Annotated in this window: 13 protein-coding genes and 1 pseudogene; 8 read left to right on the top strand and 6 right to left on the bottom strand. The window is 70.6% G+C overall.

Annotated features, from left to right (window positions below):
• Window positions 1–21: 21 nt before the first annotated feature.
• Both BG452_RS43190 and BG452_RS43185 read left to right on the top strand, forming a co-directional pair.
• Window positions 22–723, top strand: a complete 702-nt coding sequence (locus tag BG452_RS43190) for a DsbA family oxidoreductase (RefSeq protein ID WP_317621512.1) — start codon at window positions 22–24, stop codon at window positions 721–723.
• Between the two features lie 476 nt (window positions 724–1199).
• Entirely contained in the window at window positions 1200–2225 is a 1026-nt protein-coding gene (locus BG452_RS43185; protein ID WP_188309862.1) for a hypothetical protein, read from the top strand.
• A gap of 288 nt (window positions 2226–2513) precedes the next feature.
• Here BG452_RS43185 and BG452_RS43180 read toward each other — a convergent pair whose 3' ends face one another.
• Both BG452_RS43180 and BG452_RS43175 read right to left on the bottom strand, forming a co-directional pair.
• The gene (locus BG452_RS43180) at window positions 2514–2741 is read right to left on the bottom strand and encodes a hypothetical protein (RefSeq protein WP_188309861.1); all 228 of its coding nucleotides are present in this window, start codon (window positions 2739–2741) and stop codon (window positions 2514–2516) included.
• A gap of 118 nt (window positions 2742–2859) precedes the next feature.
• Window positions 2860–4767 (bottom strand): phosphodiester glycosidase family protein, encoded by a 1908-nt coding sequence (locus tag BG452_RS43175; protein WP_188309860.1) that lies wholly within the window; start codon window positions 4765–4767, stop codon window positions 2860–2862.
• Window positions 4768–5375: 608 nt separating this feature from the next.
• Between BG452_RS43175 and BG452_RS43170 the strand changes: the two genes are divergently transcribed.
• From BG452_RS43170 to BG452_RS43160, 3 genes and pseudogenes are all read left to right on the top strand, one after another.
• A complete protein-coding gene (locus BG452_RS43170; RefSeq protein ID WP_188309859.1) occupies window positions 5376–6377 on the top strand; it encodes a DUF6192 family protein in 1002 nt (333 codons plus the stop codon).
• A gap of 3 nt (window positions 6378–6380) precedes the next feature.
• On the top strand, window positions 6381–6809 hold the full coding sequence (locus tag BG452_RS43165) for a RacP protein (RefSeq protein WP_188309858.1): 429 nt from the start codon (window positions 6381–6383) through the stop codon (window positions 6807–6809).
• 73 nt (window positions 6810–6882) lie between these two features.
• Window positions 6883–7672: pseudogene (locus tag BG452_RS43160) on the top strand (IS5 family transposase); the annotation flags it as partial.
• Between the two features lie 141 nt (window positions 7673–7813).
• Here BG452_RS43160 and BG452_RS43155 read toward each other — a convergent pair.
• Window positions 7814–8371, bottom strand: a complete 558-nt coding sequence (locus BG452_RS43155; RefSeq protein WP_317621517.1) for a class I SAM-dependent methyltransferase — start codon at window positions 8369–8371, stop codon at window positions 7814–7816.
• A 363-nt stretch (window positions 8372–8734) separates the two neighbouring features.
• On the opposite strand from BG452_RS43155, the gene BG452_RS43150 reads away from it, so the two are divergent.
• The gene (locus BG452_RS43150; protein WP_188309857.1) at window positions 8735–8920 is read left to right on the top strand and encodes a hypothetical protein; all 186 of its coding nucleotides are present in this window, start codon (window positions 8735–8737) and stop codon (window positions 8918–8920) included.
• A gap of 9 nt (window positions 8921–8929) precedes the next feature.
• Here BG452_RS43150 and BG452_RS43145 read toward each other — a convergent pair whose 3' ends face one another.
• The 3 genes from BG452_RS43145 to BG452_RS43135 form a co-directional block, all read right to left on the bottom strand.
• On the bottom strand, window positions 8930–10375 hold the full coding sequence (locus BG452_RS43145; protein WP_188309856.1) for an NF041680 family putative transposase: 1446 nt from the start codon (window positions 10373–10375) through the stop codon (window positions 8930–8932).
• A 138-nt stretch (window positions 10376–10513) separates the two neighbouring features.
• On the bottom strand, window positions 10514–11302 hold the full coding sequence (locus BG452_RS43140) for a hypothetical protein (protein ID WP_188309855.1): 789 nt from the start codon (window positions 11300–11302) through the stop codon (window positions 10514–10516).
• A 1338-nt stretch (window positions 11303–12640) separates the two neighbouring features.
• The gene (locus BG452_RS43135; protein ID WP_188309854.1) at window positions 12641–13042 is read right to left on the bottom strand and encodes a DUF11 domain-containing protein; all 402 of its coding nucleotides are present in this window, start codon (window positions 13040–13042) and stop codon (window positions 12641–12643) included.
• Between the two features lie 691 nt (window positions 13043–13733).
• Here BG452_RS43135 and BG452_RS43130 point away from each other — a divergent pair.
• On the top strand, window positions 13734–14144 hold the full coding sequence (locus tag BG452_RS43130; protein WP_188309853.1) for a hypothetical protein: 411 nt from the start codon (window positions 13734–13736) through the stop codon (window positions 14142–14144).
• A gap of 1696 nt (window positions 14145–15840) precedes the next feature.
• Entirely contained in the window at window positions 15841–16209 is a 369-nt protein-coding gene (locus BG452_RS43125) for a hypothetical protein (RefSeq protein ID WP_317621511.1), read from the top strand.
• The last annotated feature ends 1088 nt before the right edge of the window (window positions 16210–17297 follow it).

Below are 17297 nucleotides of genomic sequence, written 5' to 3'. Positions count from 1 at the left end.
TGTTGGCGGCTCCGCGGCGAAGTGTGGAGCGATATCAACTGCCCGTGGTGCTACATCGGCAAGGCCCGGTTCGAGCAGGCCCTGGCGGTGTTCCCGCACCGCGCGGAGGTGGAGGTCGTGCACCGCTCGTTCGAGCTGGACCCGAACGCGCCCCGTACGGCCCGTCCCGTGATCCCGCTGCTCGCCGCGAAGTACGGGATGAGCCTGGAACAGGCCGAGGCGGCCGAGGCCCGGATCGCGGAGAACGCGCACGCGCAGGGGCTGCCGTACCTGGACAGCGGACGGGACGCGGCGAACTCCTTCGACATGCACCGGCTGCTGCACTTCGCCAAGGAGCACGGCCGGCAGGCCGAGCTGCTGGACGCGCTGTACCGGGCCAACTTCGCCGAGGAGCGCTCGGCGTTCGACGCGCAGCGGCTGGTCGAGCTGGCCGCCGAGGCCGGGCTGGACAGCGGGGCGGCCGCCGCCGTGCTGGCCGATCCGCAGGCGTACGCGCAGGCGGTGCGCGAGGACGAGGCGACGGCGAGCGCCCTGGGAGCGACGGGCGTGCCGTTCTTCGTCCTCGACCGGCGACTCGGGGTCTCCGACACGCAGCCGGCGGAGACGTTCACCCGCGCGCTGGAGCAGGCCTGGGAGAGCCGGCTCCCGGCACCGCTCATCCCGGTCGGCGGGGCCGACGCGCAGGCCTGCGGACCGGACGGCTGCGAACTGACCCGGCGGTAGGGCCCGACGCCAGCCCGCCGCCCCCGCCGGCCACCTCGCGCCCGAAAGGCGAATCCGCGCGGTTCAGCGCCCGAATCCGGGCCGTCGCTGGATTCCGACAACCCTCTTTCTCCCTGCCTTTTGTCGGTTTGTGGTCGTTGTGGTTGCGGTCCGGGTGCGCTCGTTCGCGGGTTTCGCGGACGGAAGCACCCTGACCGCTTGACCCTTTCCCGTTGCGTCCGGCATGGCCGGCCGCACGCCCGCTCAAAGGCGGGCCGGGGTGGTGGTTGGAGAGGGAGCGGCGCGCGGATCCGGAACGGGCTTGGCGGCTGTTAGGAGCGCCGGATATCCCGAAGTGGCAGCAGCGACCACGACACCGGTAGTAGCCCGCGAGCACCCCTCAGCGCCCCGCCCAGCCCGACAACCGCGACGGACCAGGCCGCCGCCGCCGACCAGCTCCGGCGCCCCGGCGTGGTGACGAACAAGGCCCGGACGCGGTGCTCCAGGCTTCGGAGATCGGGGTGCCGGTCCTGATGGTCGAGGTCGACCGTTCCACCATGGCGCCGCAGCGGGTCGCCGTGAAGTTCACCGCCTACCTCGAGCTGTTCCGCACCAGGGTGAAGAGCACCGACCCCACGCTGGCCGAGCAGGACCCGGCCGACCGCACGGTGCATTGGTGGCGCCGTGCGGTCGGCCACACCCGGCCCGGGTACCCGCCCGTCGCCCTGGTCGTCACCGGCGCCGGGCCCGTCGCCCTGGCAGGCCGCCGGGAGGCCGTGGCGGACCTGTCGGCCGAGTGCTGGCGCGGGCAGTGGTGGACAGTGCCCCAGGATGACAACGACGGCGACGGCTGGCGCGAGTACGACGACGCCGTGCCCATCCTCGCGACCACCCTTGAGCTGCTGGCCGCCCGCGGCCCCCTCGGCCCCGTCTGGTGGCGCTACGGCGTCCCCGGCCGGCACTGTCTGCTCGAGGCGTTGGAGAACCCGAACAACCGCGCCGCCTACGACCAGCGCCAGAAGGCCCGGGAGAAGAAGGCCCGCCAGGACCACCGAGAGTGGATGCGCACCCTCGCCTGCGCCGACTGCGGCAACGTCCCCAAGCAGGAGAGCACCTGGCACTACGGCCCCGACGGCCGACAGGTGGAGTGGACCCGCCGCCCGGGTGGCCGCTGCTGGACCTGCCACCGGGAGCACACCGAGCGCCTGGAACGGGAGACCGAAGAGCAACTGGAGGCGGCCCGCGCGGCCAACGCCGCGCTGCGCCCGTGCTGGACGTGCCGGGGCTCGATCGGCGGGAAGGAGGGCTCGAAGCTGGAGCTGCGGGAGAAGGCCGGCCCGGACCGGCTGGAGTGCCCACAGTGCGAACAGGACCGCGCCGTCAAGGACTTGGGCCCGCTGGTGCTGCCCGCCTTGACCAAACGCGAGCAGATGGCCGCACTGGTCTCCACCCCGGATGACCCCTGGTGGGAAGACCGGCTACTGCACGCAAAGCTCTACCCGGCGAGGGACCGTCGGGTGTGACCTGTTGTTGGTTGTGGTGGGGGTGGAATGGCTCTGGATGGCGGGTTGACCGGACCTTTGGTCGTGCCTGTTAGTGGTGCGGGTCGTGGTTGTGGTCCGGGCTTGGTGACTGTGTGTGGTGACGGGGTGGGGTTGGGGGGTGGTGTGGGTTGTTTTTGGGGTGAATTCCGCTGGTTATTCCGTGTGATTCTTTTGGTGGATTGGCTTCCGGGCGGTGGTGTGGATTCGGGTTGGGATTGCGGTGGTGGCGGGGGCCTGAGGACGGCTCGTCAGCACCGGCCCCACCCGCTACGCCGACGCCTTGGCCGCCGTCGTGGTTGGCCGCCAGGCCGCCCGGCCGCTGCGCCCGTGCCCGCCCTGGCCGTCCGGTGGCGCGCCCCCTGGCCGGGCGGCCGCCCCGGCGGCCAGCAGCCCGAGTAGCGGCCACACCCCGACCGGGGAGTACACCGTGCTCGCCCCCGCTGCCTCGGCCGTCTCGGCCCACCTCCCGCCCAGCGCGTTCACGGCCCCGACCACTGCTCTGCTGCTCCTCTGCTCATCCCGCCCCCAGCTCTGCCTGTCCCGAGTGCGCCGAGCCTACGGCCCTCGGCCGCTGCTCCGGCACTGCTTTTCCGCCGGGAGGCGGGCCCCCGGGCTACTTCTTGGGCAGCGCCACCAGGGCGTTGGGGAGGTGCCGCTCGTAAGGGGCGTCCTGGTCTGGGGTGCCCCAGCCGTTCATGGGGTTGTTGTAGAGGACCCCGTTGATGAACATCGCGGTGTCACCGCCGCAGCCCATCGACAGGGCCTCCTGCGCACCCAGGGCCTTCATCAGCTGGGCCGTCTCCAGGATGGACATCCCGATGCTGGTGTCCGCGTCGCGGCCGTCCACGGTGACCAGCATGAGCTTGTGCTTGCCCGTCTGCGGGTCCGGGGCCGTGACGCCGACCATCGTCCGGGGGTGGCGCTCGGCCGACTCGTTGTTGATGAAGCCGGGCAGGTTGTAGCCCCGCTCGTCCGCACCGAGGATGCCGTCCGCCTTCATGCTGAGGTAGACCCCTTCCTTGTCGAGCAAGGACGGTCCGCAACCGCCGGCGAGGACGCCCAGGTTGGCGTTGGTGATGGATTTCCCGGTCGGGGTGTCGGTGATGTCGGCGGAGGGCGAGAGTACGGTGCCGCGCTGCGCGTACTTCTTCAGCCAGGTCGCGCTGGCGCCGAGGCCCTGGAGCACGATCTGCCCCGGGGGGATGACGTCACCGGACGCATGGATGCCCTGGACCACCCAGTTGGCGTCCAGCAGGAGCTCGAAGGCGTCCGCGTTCAGCTTCGGGTCGACGGTCGGCGTCGTTGGGCCCCACTCCGACCGGAAGGCCGTGAGGTCGTTCTTGTCCTGACAGTCTCCGTAACGCATAACCGGGGCGTACTCGTCCGGCCCGTCGCCCTGGTACCCGCAGCCGACGATGTGGCCGGCCGGCCGGTCGACGCCGAGGATCGTGCGCGGGTCGGGCTGGTGGGTGGCAGGGTCGGTCGCGGTCACCTTGATCCGGGTGGAGACCTGACCGATCCGGACGTCGGTGATCGCGCCGTTCGGGTCCGCCGGGTCCCTGCCGTTCAGGATGAGGGCGCTGCGGCCGTTGTTGGCCTCGCTGAAGATGCCGTCGTTCCGCACCTGGACCCCTTGGACGTCACCGGTGTAACCGGCGTCAGCCGCGTCCTTGGCCACCACGCCTGGCTCCCTGCCGACCGGCACGCCCTCGGACGCATTGATCGCGACCGTGGCCCCGGTCACGCCGACCATGTCCCGTAGCTTGTCCGGGTTGGATATCGTCCCGCCGAAGGTGCTCTGGAGGTCATACTTGGCCGGGTCGACGGTGACCACGCGGATCGACCACGGACCGGTCGTCGGGGCGCCGTTGACGGCGTCGTAGATCACCTCGGCCGTCCAGGAAGCTGGCTTGCCGGTGACCTCGTCGATGTGCTGAGTGCCGTCGGCGTTGTGAACGAAGCCCAGCGTGTCGGCCGGGTAGTCCACATGGGCTGCGGCGTCCTTCTTGGCCGCGTCGGCCTCGGCCGTCTTCTTGGCCGCGTCGGCCTCGTCCTTCGTGTTGTAAGTCCCGAGCCGGAGGGCCCAGGCCACACCTTGGCCGGCGAAAGTGACGTCGGCCCTGGTGCCGCCGGGCGGTGCGTCGATCTCGTCGATGTGGGTCGGGTCCTTCAGCCCGGACAGGTCCTTGCCGAACTGCGTCTGCATGCTCTGCGCGTCCGTCAGTTGTCCCCGCTCGCCCGGGGTCGACCCGGCGAACAGCGCGAGCGTCCAGTGGTCGCCCTTCGCTGTGCCGAACGGCGCCTGCGAGCGGAAGCCCTGGGTGTACGTCTGGTAGGTGATGCCGTCGGTGATGGTCTGCGGGGCCGACCCGACGGTCCGGGTCCTCGGGCCTCCCGTGGCGTACTGGCCGATGGGTATCTGGACGTCCGAGGCGCTGGCCACGGCGGAGCTGGACGGTGCTGCTACGGGCACCAGGCCGAGCGCCAGGACGGCGGGCAGCAGGGGACGGATCTTGCGCATCTCGACTCTTCCCGATCTGAGCGGCAGCGGGCGGGTCTGCCCGGGCCACAGTGTTCGTCCAAGATCTTCTCATCGCTCTGACACGTACTCACCGCCTTTTGATCACTCCTCGCTGAAGTCGCCGCTACGGCGATCCGGCCGGCCGCCCGCGGCCCCCTCGGCCCCGTCTGGTGGCGCTACGGCCGCCCCGGCCGGAGTCGCGGCCCGGTGCGCGGTTCTGCTCGACGGCGTGTCGTGCCAGGCAGTGGCGGGTGGACCAGCGGCTGCGGAAGCGGGTGGCGGCAGAGCTGAGCGGGGCCGGGCGAGTGGAGTGCCCGGAGTGTGACGCGTGGTGGGCGGCCGGGGTGGACCGGCGTTCGAACGCCCGGTACTGCTCGCGGCGGTGCGTGATGAGGGCCTGGAGGGCCCGGAACGAACCGTTCGCTCAACGGTCACAGTGACCGTTGAGCGAACGCCGAGACGGTCGCGATTCGTTCAACTTCGTTCATTCGCAAGCTAGTTGTTGTAATCCCCCCACATTCCGGGCCGGACTCTGCTGCGCGGAAGCGGACCGGTCCCGTCGCGGCCAACTGCCGTGCCCGGTAGGCGAGTTGGTGGTGAGATTCCACATGGCTCAGGAGACCGAGAAGGTCGGAAGTGTTAGCGTCAGCCGCTACGAGGAGATCGTGGCCAGGCTGCGCGAGGTGGTGGAGAGCCAGACCAGGGGCCAGTTCGTGATCGGCGACTACGCGCTGGAGATCGAGCCGATGCGGGAGGTGGGCGGCTCGGCGCCGGCGAATGAGATGTTCTCGGTGAAGGGTTCGCTGGTCCGGCTGGCGGAGGACATCGGCCTGTCCTACGCGTCGATCAAGGACACCCGGTGGACGGCCTCACGCTGGCCGAAGGAGCGCCAGCAGCCGAAAGTGTCGTTCACGGTCCACCGCATCCTGGCGGGCATAGCCGATGAGAACGAGCGGTTCGCCGCGATCCTCACGCCGCCGGAGGGCAAGTCCCGCTGGACGGCGGACGGCGCGAACCGGCGGGTCGGCCGGCAGGTCGACGTCCCGGTGACCCCGCAGGAGAAGGTCAGCGCGATCCACACCCTCGCCCAGGACGAGGAAGTCGCCGCCACCGTGACGGGCGATCTCCTGCGGCGCCCGACCGTGGTCGCGCAGGTCAAGCCGGAGGACAAGGTCCGGGTGGTGGAGGAACTGACCCGCGACGACCACGTGGCGGCGGAGGTGACCACCGGCCTGCTGCGGCGTCCGGATGTCGCGGCCCGGGCGATGGCCGACGACACCGCCCGCCACCAGGTCAACCACGCCCAGGTCGAGCGGGGCCGCCAGGCCCGCGAGCACTTCGAGGAGAACAGCCCGCTCGCGCCGGCGGTCCGCAACATCGACCGGACGGTGGAGTTCCTGGACCTGGTGACCGCCTGCCACGCGTTCGTCGCCGCGGCCGGCCGGGTCGTTCCGAGCCTGCGCGACCGCGAGCTCGGCGACAACGAGCGCGTGATCGTCCACGAGAACGTCGCCCGGGTGCGGGCGACGCTCGACTGGATCGAGACCGCGGTCGACACCGGGAAGGTCGACATGGACGGCGAGCTGGCCCGCCTGCTCCAGGGTGAGTAGGCGATGCCTCGCGCCTCCGAGCGCAGGTCGGCGGCGGCCGAGCGGCACGCCGACACCGTCCGCAAGGTCCTCTTCGAGGCCCGCCCCGCCGGGCTGGCCTTCGACCAGCTCACCCGGGCCTCGGCGCTCAGCAAGAGCCAGGTCAGAGCGGGGCTTGCCTGCCTGCGCGACATCATCGCCGAGCGGAACTGGCCGCCGCTGATCTGGAGCCGGGCGGACGGCTACAAGTTCTGCTCCCACCCCGTCGAGCTCCAGGCATACGAGGTCGCGGTGATCCGCGAGAAGCTCACCGAGATCCGCCGGTTCATCACCGGCGTCGTCGCCCCGCACGCCGTCCTGCAGCCCAAGGGCCGCTGGATCAAGCACCTGAACACCCAGCTCAGCTCGGTGGAGTCCACGCTCGACGTGATCGCCGACTACATCGACGCCTGACCGACCCCGGGCCCGGCCGCCGGAGGCGGCCGGGCCCGCCAACTGCCTGCCCTGAGATACGAAGGGGGAGTTCGTGACGCGCCGCCGCTGCTACCCCTCGGACACCTTCGACGACGAGTGGGCGCTCATCGAGCCGCTACTGCCGACACCGGCCTGCGAGACGAAGGCCGGCGGGCGCCCGGAGAAGCATCCGCGCCGGGAGATCGTGGATGCGATCCGCTACATCGTGGACACGGGCTGCAAGTGGCGCGCGCTGCCGAAGGACTTCCCTCCCTGGCGGACCGTCTTCGGGTTCATGGCCCGCTGGGCGGCGGCCGGGGGTGATCGGCCAGCTCCGCGCCCGGGTCCGCCGCGACATGGGCCGGGCCCCCGGCGCGGTCGCCACCGTCATCGACTCCCAGTCGGTGAAGGCCGCTGAGACGGTCGGCCGCGACTCGCGCGGCTACGACGCGGCGAAAAAGATCAACGGCAGGAAGCGGCACCTGGTGGTGGACACCAAGGGCCTGCCGCTGTTCGTCATGGTCACCCCCGCCGACATGACCGACCGCGACGCGGCGAAGGAGGTGCTGTTCCGACTGCGGCTGATGCACTCGGAAATCACGATCGTCTGGGCCGCCTCCGCCTACGCCGGGCAGTTGGTCGGCTGGGCGAAGAAGTACCTGAACCTCACGGTCAAGACGGTCAGCCGGCCTAAGGACGCGAAGGGGTTCGTGGTCCTGCCCCGCCGCTGGGTCGTCGAGCGAAGTCACGCCTGAGTGATGCACGCGCGTCGGCACGCCCGGGACTACGAGCGCCTCGTCCAGCACTCCGAGTCGCTGATCACCTGGGCCGCGATCACCTTGATGACCAGGCGCATCACCCAGCGGCAGTCCAAGCGGTCGGGACAGCCTGCCTCCGCGAGGCCCAGCGGGACTGATCGTTCTCACGGTCACCGCCACCACCCTGGCCCGATCCCGCCCGGGGCGCCGTCCGGCAGTCACTCTCCCACGGCCGCCGACTACCCGTCAGCTTTCAGGCTGCTGTGCCCAGAACAGGATATGGCCGCCATCGCCCTCGGGGACGAACTCCTCGCGCGACACCTCCAAGCCGGCTTGCAACAGCCAGGACCGGTTCGTGTCCGCGTCCGCGTGACTCCACCACATCGCGGCTCCGCCTCCAAGCCAGTTCTCGTCGGTCCCGGTCCAGGCCCGATACCCGGTGGTGACCAGGAACCAGCCTCCCGGCCGCAGCCACGATGCGATCCGTTTCAGCAGGGCCGGCTGTTCTTCGACAGGAATGTGGATCAGCGCGTACAGGCAGATCACAGCGTCGAAGGTTCCCGACGGGAACGCCAGGGTCGTGGCGTCCGCTCGAATGAACTCGGCCTCCGGCACCAGTTCCCGAGCCCGCTGGACCTGGACGTCGCTGATGTCGACGCCAGTGACACGGTGCCCCGCTGCGGCGAGCGACCGGACCACGGGGACTCCGGTCCCGCACCCTACGTCCAGCACGGTGCCCGCCTCCGGGAGACGCCCGAGCAGCTCTTCGATCCACGATCCGTACTTCGTCTCGCTGTTGAACACTCGCTCGTAGTGCACGGACAGCAGGTCGTACCCACGCCGGACCAAGTCCTTCGGATCTCCAACATCCACAACGGCGCACCGTACCGGTCAATGACTGGTGGAGCGACACCTTTTCCGGCTGCCTCTGGCGGCCATCACCGGCCCAACAGATCATCGGGCTGGCTCGCCAGCCGACCCTGACCCCGGCGTTCGATTTTTGACCTGGGCAAATGCCACTGGGAGCTTTAGGAACAGGTACTCAGCTTGTGCTTTAACCAACGGTCGCATCGCAGCCTGCCCCGGGCGGTTCGGCCCCATCCGCCGAAGGTAGGTTGGCTTCTGTCGGCGGTGGCTGATTGACGTAGTGGCGTGAAGGGGGCTGGTGTGACGCACGAGATGGACATCCAGGTTGGGGCCGATGTGCGGATTACCGGTGGGCCGTTCACGGACTTCACGAGCCCTGTCGTGGCTGTTGACCATGTTCGGGGCCGTGTCGAGTTGACGGTGGACATTTTCGGCGACGCGACCAGGATAGATATCCCGTTGTCGGATGTCGTCAGGGTTGTCTGATCTTGTCCCTCACGGTCTGATCCGGTCGCGTTCGCTAATGCTCTCCGGGCGGCGGACGGTTTTGCCCACGTCATAGCGGGTGGCCGGTCGCTGGTTCTTCGACCCGAGTGGCCTACCGGGGCCTGGACGTGAGGGTTTCGGCGCACGGGCCGGGCAGTGCAAGGCCGGGCGGAGGTTTCTGAACCCCCGGCGGACCCGGGCCGGGGTGAGCCTGTTCGGTTCCATCGGTCGCTCCCAGGGCCGGCGGACGTCCTCGGCGAGCGGACGGGCAAGCCGTAGCTGGGTATGCGCGACGATGATCAACCACGTCCACCGGTCCGCCGCTGCCGGGGTGCGGAGCTTCGGCCGGGTCCAGCCGAGGGTCTGCTTGATCATGCGGAACGTGTGCTCCAGGTCGAAGCGCCGCAGGAACGCCTGCCAGCGCAGATCGATGTCAGCGCCCGTCAGGCCGGTGGCGGAGGACCACAGCCACAGCGGCAGCGGGTCGCCGCCGCCGGTCAGGCGGTCCACCTCGAGACGGATCAATGTCCCTTCGATGATGGGGAGTTCACCGTCGTGGTCGATCCAGGCGGAGCGGGTGGTGAGCCGGGGGTGGAGACGGTCCCAGGCCATCGCCCGGGCTGTTCCGTAGCGGTCGGTGACCTGGACGGTCGCCGTGTGCGGCTCGCCCCAGGTCTCGGGCTTGGCGAAGCGGAACTCCTTGCCGTGCTTGGGAGGCCGCCCGCCCCGGGGATAGGCCCGGGAGTACTCCAGCTGGGTGGGTGTCGGCCGGCGCATGACGCGGTCCGAGCGCATCCGTCCCAGGACCTCGACGGGCAGCCTGTCGAGGAGGTAGGCCATGCGCGGGGCGTCGTAGCCGGCGTCGAAGACGACCAGGATGTCCGGATCGCCTTTGTGCCAACGGCCGGCGGTAATCAGGTCCTCGACGACACGGCGGACCTGGACGGCGGTGACCTCGGCGACGTCGTCCTCGGGGCCGAGCCGCACGGCGTCCAGCAACTGGCACCAGGACGTGCGGCCCGCCTCCAGTGCGGCGACGAACGAGTACGGCCAGCCGGGGATCATCAGGTGCTGGTCGCGGCCGAAGGTATGGCAGAACAGCCTGTCCGCGCTGCATTCGGCGTCCGGCCGCAACCAGTTGCTCACGTCCACGGCCAGGACCAGCCGGTCATCGGCGGCCTTCGGCTGGGACAGCGCGGCCAGCGTCCGCCGCAGCCGCACCACGTCGAGGCGGCCGCGGTTGAGCGCGTCGTACAGCGCCCCGTGCCCACGTCGGTGCTCGGCAACCAGCGTCAGGTCAACCGGCGACGTCACCGGCCCGTCCGCACACAACAGCGCGTCGGCCAGCTCGAACAACACGTCGCGCCGACCGGTCAGACATGCGTAGAAGTCACCCCGGAAGCGTGACGCCTCCGCAAACGCCTCCCCGCAGACAGCATCAGGCAGCAGACTCACCCTCACGGCCTTCGTCGAGATCACGTGCACCTTGGTCGGAGCACAGGATCAGACGAAGGCCGCCCTCACGTCCGGCGAATCCCCATCCGGGTGATTACGTTCGAGCCGACATTCGAGCCTGATGGATAAAGCACAAGCTCAGGGGTTCCGCAGGCCGTTGGCCACCCGGAGGAGCTCGGAGGTCGAGAGCGCCGCGTGGCGCGGGTCGATGCTCACCACGGTGAAGGTGCTGACGCCGTCGGACCAGGTGAGGGCGCGTTCGGAATCCGTGTCGCACACGAGGGATGCGCTGTGGCCGTTGACGGACATCGGTGGACCGGCATGGGTGCCCGGTGCCGGGTCGTGGGTGCCGGCTGCGGGGAGGTTTTGGGTGATGCTCAGCGCGGGTTTGCCGACGGTCGCGTAGTAGCGGGTCCAGGAGGGCATGGTGTCGCTGCGGTTGTACGGATTGGGAGTCCAGGGTCCGGCCACGGAGCCGAAGACCTGTGGGACGTCCGATATCGCGGTGAAGCCCGGGGGGAGGTAGCCGACGTCGGCGAGCCGGGCGGCGGGGAACGGGACGAAGGGCTTTCCCGTGTTGGCCTCCGACAGCTCTCTGGTCCCCAGAGGGGCGTGGAGTGTGAGTCTGACCAGACGGCCGGCTGAGGGGCACTCGTGGGTCTGGTCCACGGTGCGCCCAGTCTTCAGATCCGCGGCGACCGTCTGCGGCGTCTCGCGCGCAAACAGCCGCGGTTCGGCCTCCTGACACGGTGCCCACATGACCGGTGTTGTGAGGGTGCGGCCGTCGGCGCTGAGGAGCACCTGGCTGAACAGCCCCGCGTCAGCTCTGGGTTCGCGGTCCGCATAGCGCACCACTGCGGACAGAGCAGCCAGGGCGACGACGGCGCCAACGACGAGGAGGGCCTTGCGGCGCCCCGGTGATGGCATTCGACCACTCCACGTTCGACGGCACGGCCTGTCCTGTTCGACCCGATGTCACCACAGTTCCAGCGCTTTCGCGGTGGCCCGCCCTCCGGCGAGCGACCGTGACACTGTTGGGCATTGGGCGCGTCGGATGATAGTACAAACGTCCCCGTGGAGCGCCCGGCGCAGGTGTGCCGGGGCGGGGGGAAGACGTTCGGTGGTCGGGGCGGGTGCTGGCCTGCCAGGTGTCGGCTGCTCCGGTGCCCGGCACGCGATGGCGGTCAACGAGACGATCGCCGCGTTCGTCCTGGGCGGTACCGCGTCTGGGGCCGCGACAACGATCCGGCCCTGGCCGACCGGGAGCTGCTCGAGCCGCTCCGCATGGTGCACTGGTGGCGCCGTTCCTGGCCCGGCCCCCATACCCGGCCCGGGTACCCGCCGGTCGCGCTGGTGCTCACCGGGGCTGGACCGGTCGCGCTGGCCAACCGGCAGCAGGTCGTTGCGGACCTGTCCGTCGACTGCTGGCGCGGCCGGTGGTGCAGGGGGGTCCGCGACGACAACGACGACGGCTGGCGCGAGTACGACGACGCCGTGCCCATCATCGCGACCACGCTGGAGCTGCTGGCTGCCTGCGGGCCGCTCGGGCCGGTGTGGTGGCGCTTCGGCCGCTCGGGCCGGTACTCCCTCATCGAGGCGCTGGAGAACCCGGACAACCGGGCCGCCTACGACCTGCGCCAGGCCGCCCGCGAGGACGAGGAGGACAAGGCCCGCCAGGAGCTGATGGACTTCCTGGTCTGCATCGACTGCGGGGAGGTTCCCGAGGAGGAGAGCACCTGGGAGTACGGCCCCGGGGGACGGGTCGGGTGGACCCGCCGCGCGGGTGGCCGCTGTTGGCCCTGTCACCAGGACCGCGAGGAGCGCCTGGAACGGGAGGCCGAAGAACAGTTGGAGGCTGCCCGCACGGCCAACGCCGTGCTGCGCCGGTGCTGGAGGTGCCGGGGCTCGATCGGGGGGAAGGAGGGCTCGGAGCTGGAGCGGCGGGGGAAGGCCGGCCGGACCGGTTGGAGTGCCCGGGGTGCGTGCGGGACCGTGCCGCACGGGCGTTGGGCCCGCTGGTGCTGCCGGTCCCGGCCAAGCGTGGGTTGGTGGCGGCGCTGGTCTCCGTTCCCGACGATCCGTGGTGGGAGGCGCGGGTACTCCACACGAAGCTCCACCCGGCCAAGGGCCGCTAAGTGTGACCTGTTGGCGCGCGGGGGCGTGGAATGGCGGGTTGTCGCATCCGGTGCCACTGATCAGTGGCGCATGCCTGACGGCGGGGCCGTCCATGAGGACGGCCCCGCCGTCAGGCGCAGGTTGGCTGGGTTACCAGTGGTCGTGGCGCTCGCAGCGCTCGTCGTGCTCGTGGCGCTTGATCGTGGTGGGGTCGGTGGCGGTGTGGCTGGCGGTGTCGCCGCCGCCGATGGCGGTGACGGTGTTCGTCACCTGGTCGCGGGCGCTGCAGGAGACGTCGACCTTCAGGGTGATGGGCGGGTAGCTGCTCCCGGCGGCAAGGACGTCGTTACGGGTGCAGGTGAGGTTGTTCAGGGTGCAGTTCCATCCCGTGCCACTGATGCTGTCGGCTCTGAGTCCGTCGGGGAGGGTGTCGTACACGGTGACCGTGGTGCCGTCGGTCGGGGCGGCCCCGGCGGCGTTGCCGGCGGTGATGGTGTAGGTGCCGTCCCGTCCCTGGGTGAAGTGCCTGGTGTGGGTCTTGGTGACGGTCAAGGACGGGAGGGTATAGGAGATGGTCACCTGGCCGTTGTGGTTCGCCGTTCCGATCGTCGACGGCGCGTAGGACGTGGGGATACCCGTGGGGGTGGCGAAGCTGCTGCCCCCACCGCCCCCGCCCCCACTTGCCGAGGTGCCGAGGTTGTTGACGGCGCCGCTGCCGCCGCCCCCGCCGGCGAAATACCCACCTCCACCGCCCCCACCGGCACCGGTGATGGTGAGGGCGCAGCCGCCGCCGATGCTGCCGCCGGTGCCGCCGGTGCCGACCGTGGCACCGGAGAACCCGCCTCCTGGCCCACCCTGCGTAGCGCCACAGGATGGAACGGTGCCGGCGGCCCCGCCGGCACCCCCGGTACTGGTGCTGGTGCTGCCGCCGCCCCCGCCCTGCCCCGGCGAAGCCCCAGGGCCGGTGGCACTTCCCGCGGTACCGCCGGTGGCATCCGCTGTTCCGCCGTTGCCCCCGTCCCCCCCCGCAGAGCCCGCTCCGGTGCCGCCGGCGGCACCGCCGCCCCCGGCGACCACCAGCAAGGGGCCGCCCGCGCTGACGCTGGAGGCCCCGCCCCCACCCGGACCTTCGTCCCGAAAACCACTGGCCGGGAAGCTCCCGCCCGGGGCGCCGCCGTTGAACCCGCCTGCGCCCCCCGTCCCGGTGCCGTTGCAACCTTTGCCGCCGGTGCCGCCGACGTTGATGGTGAAGGTCGTCGGGGCGGTGGTCTGCGGCAGGGTGGTCACGACCTGTGCGCCCGTCCCGCCCGTCCCCGTGACGGAACAGGCGGTGCCGGTGTTGTCGGCGCCGCCGGCGCCGTCCGCGGTGATCGTCACCACCGCCCCCGCCGGGACCGTCAAGGTCTGCGCAGCGCCGGTGAAGGTGAAGGTCTGCGACGGATCAGCCCGCTGCGCCCGCACTGGCATGGCCTCCACTGGCGCGGCGGCCACCGGTGGAGCCGTGGCCGCCAGCAGCGCCATACCGGACAGCAGCGCGCTCCCCACCGATACCGCCCCCACGCCGCGCTCCCCACGCCGTCCACCCGAGCCGACCGGATCGGACGCGACGACGGCACCAACCGGGGTCCTGTCGAACAAAGCCACGGGCCACTGACGGCTGACCCGGTACCACGGCAGATCGCCCTGTCCGCGAGTACGAGCACTCATCCGCGGGTTCACCTCTCCTCACAGCGAAGCGCCCTGCGCCCTCACGCTACAAGGCGCGGGCATGACAGGACGCCTGACAAAAAATACAGGACAAAACATCATTAAATGCCCTGATCCGATCACTTTGAGGTAGCGAGGCGATGAGATACCACGTGTGTCGCAGCGGGCCGTGCGGCTACGAGAAACCGGCATCGGCGTCGTCCCGGCCGTAGTGAGCGGGCGATGACTCGGCCAAGGAGTGAGTGGGTCGTCTCTCTGGTGAACGGAGACACACGGAAGATCCCGGGAACCATGGCCCCAGCCTCGCGGAGAACAGCAGGACCCGAAGGCAGTTCCCTCCTTCCCGCGCCCAGCCTTCTGCTCTTCCCGCCCTGTCACCAACAGCACGCGCCCAGATCCCCCGTACGGTGAACGCCGTGCTGCGCCCGTGCTGGACGTGCCGGGGCTCGATCCAGGGGGGAAGGAGGGCTCGAAGCTGGAGCTGCGGGAGAAGGCCCGCCCGGATCGGCTGAAGTGCCCGCAGTGCGAACAGGATCGCGCCGTCAAGGACTTGGGCCCGCTGATGCTGCCGGTCCCGACCAAGCGCGAGCTGGTGGCCGTGCTGGTCTCCACCCCGGATAACCCGTGGCGGGAGGCAGAGCTGCGACGCGACCTTCCCGGCGAGGGGCCGTCGGGTGTGACCTGTCGCCGGGTGGGTGGGTGTTTTTGGGTATTTTGGGGGGTTTGGGTGTTGTTGGTTGGACCAATTGTCGGGGGGTGTCGGGGTGGTGCCGGGGTGTTGCGGTGGTTGTGGCGGGGCCCGTTTCGGTTGCTGTACGTCCTCACCGTGGGCATGTCATGCACGGGGTTGGGGGTGTCAGGGGCGGGGAATTGACGGGTGTTTTTTCCGGGGTTCTCCGGCGTGTTTCCGTGGTCGTGTTCCGACTGGTTTTCAGGCTGTTTTTCCGGGCTCTTTTACGAGCCTGGCCTCCGCGGGTTTCCGGCGGGTTTTTCCGGGGGGTTTCCGGGGGGTGGTGGGTGCGCGTCACGGGCAATGGGGTGTGACGCGCACCGGCCTGTCAGGGCGGTGGTGGGCGGCCTGTCGCGGGGCTCCTGTCCGTTGCCCGTCCGGGCGTCGTCCGGGCCCCGGTCCCGCGCTGGCGTCCCCTGCGCTGGCCGTCCGGGCGTTGTCCGGGCCCCCGGCCGCGCGCCGGCGTCCTGCCCGCTGTCCGCCCGGGCGCCGTCCTCGCCGCCGCCCGGGCGCCGTCCTCGCCGCCGAGCGGGCGGCCCGGCCGCCGCGTGGGTTCCGTCCCTGGTGCAGCGCTGCGCGGGTACCCGGGTTTTCCCTCGTCCTCGTCCTCGCCCCCGCCCGCCATTCCGGCCGCTGTCGACGTCCTGCTGCGCCGGGCCGGTCCTGCCCGGTGTCGCTGCTGTTCGCCGGCCTTGATGGGGATGGCTCGCGCGTGTCATCGAGCCGTCGTGGAGTTTGACGGGTCTCACCGAAGTTTGACCGGCCAGTCCTGATCACACAGGGGTCGTCGAACGTTCGGCCCTGTCAGCGGCGACCGCTAGCCTGCGGCGTAGCCAGGACGGGTGACCAGGGAGGGTTTTGCGTGGGTGGCAGTGGATGGGCGGAAACCGGGCCGTACCAGGATGATCTGGGAGTGGCATTCCGTCAGGCTCAGGCGCGGGAGCTGGCGAAGGACGATCACGGTTTTCCGGGGCAGAGCATCAGTGAGCTGTGGCGGGACGAGGACTGGCAGGAGTACATCCTGACGGGAGGCACCGGCACAGTGCTCGACTTCTATGCGCTGATCGACGCCGAGGGCGGCGACGACGTCGCCATGATGCGCCCACTGACCGGGAGCGAAGTCCGAAGCTGGGCTCCCAATGGTCGGCCCACGCGCGAACAGTGGGAGGCCGCGCTACCGCAGCTCCTGAACCCTGTCGGCCGAGGAATCGGCCGGTGCACGGTGCTGTACCAAGATGGCGAACCAGCCGAGATCGCCTACTGGGGCTGTACCGCGGACTAGATTCAGCACCAGTCAAACTTCGGTGAGACCCGTCAAACTCCGCTGAGAGGGGTCACCCGCGCGAGTCATCAAGGTGACGCCCGTCCTCGCTGGCGTCCCGCTGCGTCGGGCCGCCGTCCGGTGCGGCGCCGCGCGCCGTTCTCGCCGCCGCCGATGTCCTCGGCGCGGCCTCGGCCGTCCGGTGCGGGGGTCGGCGGTCCGGGTCGCTTGGGTCGCTGCGCCTGGCCGACGTCCTCGCGGGATACCTCGCGCGTCGCATGGAGCCGGGACGGGTGGCCGTGCTCCGCGGCCGCCCGCCTCGGAGCCGTCCAGGGCGCCGTCCCGCCACCAGGGCGGTGGTGTGGGTGGCCGTCAGGCCGCCGTCCAGGAGCCGGTGAGCCGCTCCCGGGGGCCTCGGCGGGAGGCCGCACCCGGCCCTGCTCCGCCGGTGCTGCTCCACCTCGGCGCACCCGCACCGCCGGATACGGTGCCCCCGTCGCGGACCTGGCCGGCACCTGCCCGGGGGCGCCGCAGGCGCCACCAGGACGACCCCGGCACCGGGGCCGCCAGGCCCCACACCGAAAACCCACCACCCCTTCTTCCGGTGACGCCGCAGGCGACACCCACAACCCCTTTCGAGGGGCCGCCAGGCCCCGGCCCACCGCCAAAGACCAGCCCTCTTTCTGATCCCCTTCCCGGGCCGTCCGTTCGCTGTAGGGCACCGGGTGTCCTGGAGGGCGCTGGAGGGCCTCTTTATCGGCCGATAGGCGCGGGCACCGAGTGAATTCATGCTGCGACATCAAGGCGGGATTCCATGCGGCTGGTTAGGCGGGTTTCCTGCCGGATACCGGGCCGGGATTACAGACTGATTCCCGCGCGTGTGCCAGGTGACGTCCGAAGCCCGGGATCAGGTGACAATCCCGTGCGCATCGAGGGCCCCCTGCTGCGCCCGTGCTGCGCCCTGCCCGAGGGCTTTTGACCGAGTGGGTTGTGACGGCTGGTGGGATGTTTTCACGGCCTGTCCTGCGCCCTGATTCCGGGGGCGGTGCGGGGGCTGGGTCGGTGACAGCTCTTGCATCTTCGATGGGCCTGGTCCCGCCGCGCCCCGG

Origin of the sequence: Streptomyces sp. CBMA123, assembly GCF_014596465.1 — a bacterium.
Classification (GTDB): Bacteria; Actinomycetota; Actinomycetes; order Streptomycetales; family Streptomycetaceae; genus Kitasatospora.
This window is presented reverse-complemented; position numbering and strand designations above follow the sequence as displayed.

Excerpts from the sequence above, each read along its gene's own strand:
- BG452_RS43175 (WP_188309860.1), bottom strand. The coding sequence starts at position 4,767 with ATGCGCAAGATCCGTCCCCTGCTGCCCGCCGTCCTGGCGCTCGGCCTG.
- BG452_RS43170 (WP_188309859.1), top strand. The coding sequence starts at position 5,376 with ATGGCTCAGGAGACCGAGAAGGTCGGAAGTGTTAGCGTCAGCCGCTAC.
- BG452_RS43165 (WP_188309858.1), top strand. The coding sequence starts at position 6,381 with ATGCCTCGCGCCTCCGAGCGCAGGTCGGCGGCGGCCGAGCGGCACGCC.
- BG452_RS43140 (WP_188309855.1), bottom strand. The coding sequence starts at position 11,302 with ATGCCATCACCGGGGCGCCGCAAGGCCCTCCTCGTCGTTGGCGCCGTC.
- BG452_RS43130 (WP_188309853.1), top strand. The coding sequence starts at position 13,734 with ATGGTGAAGGTCGTCGGGGCGGTGGTCTGCGGCAGGGTGGTCACGACC.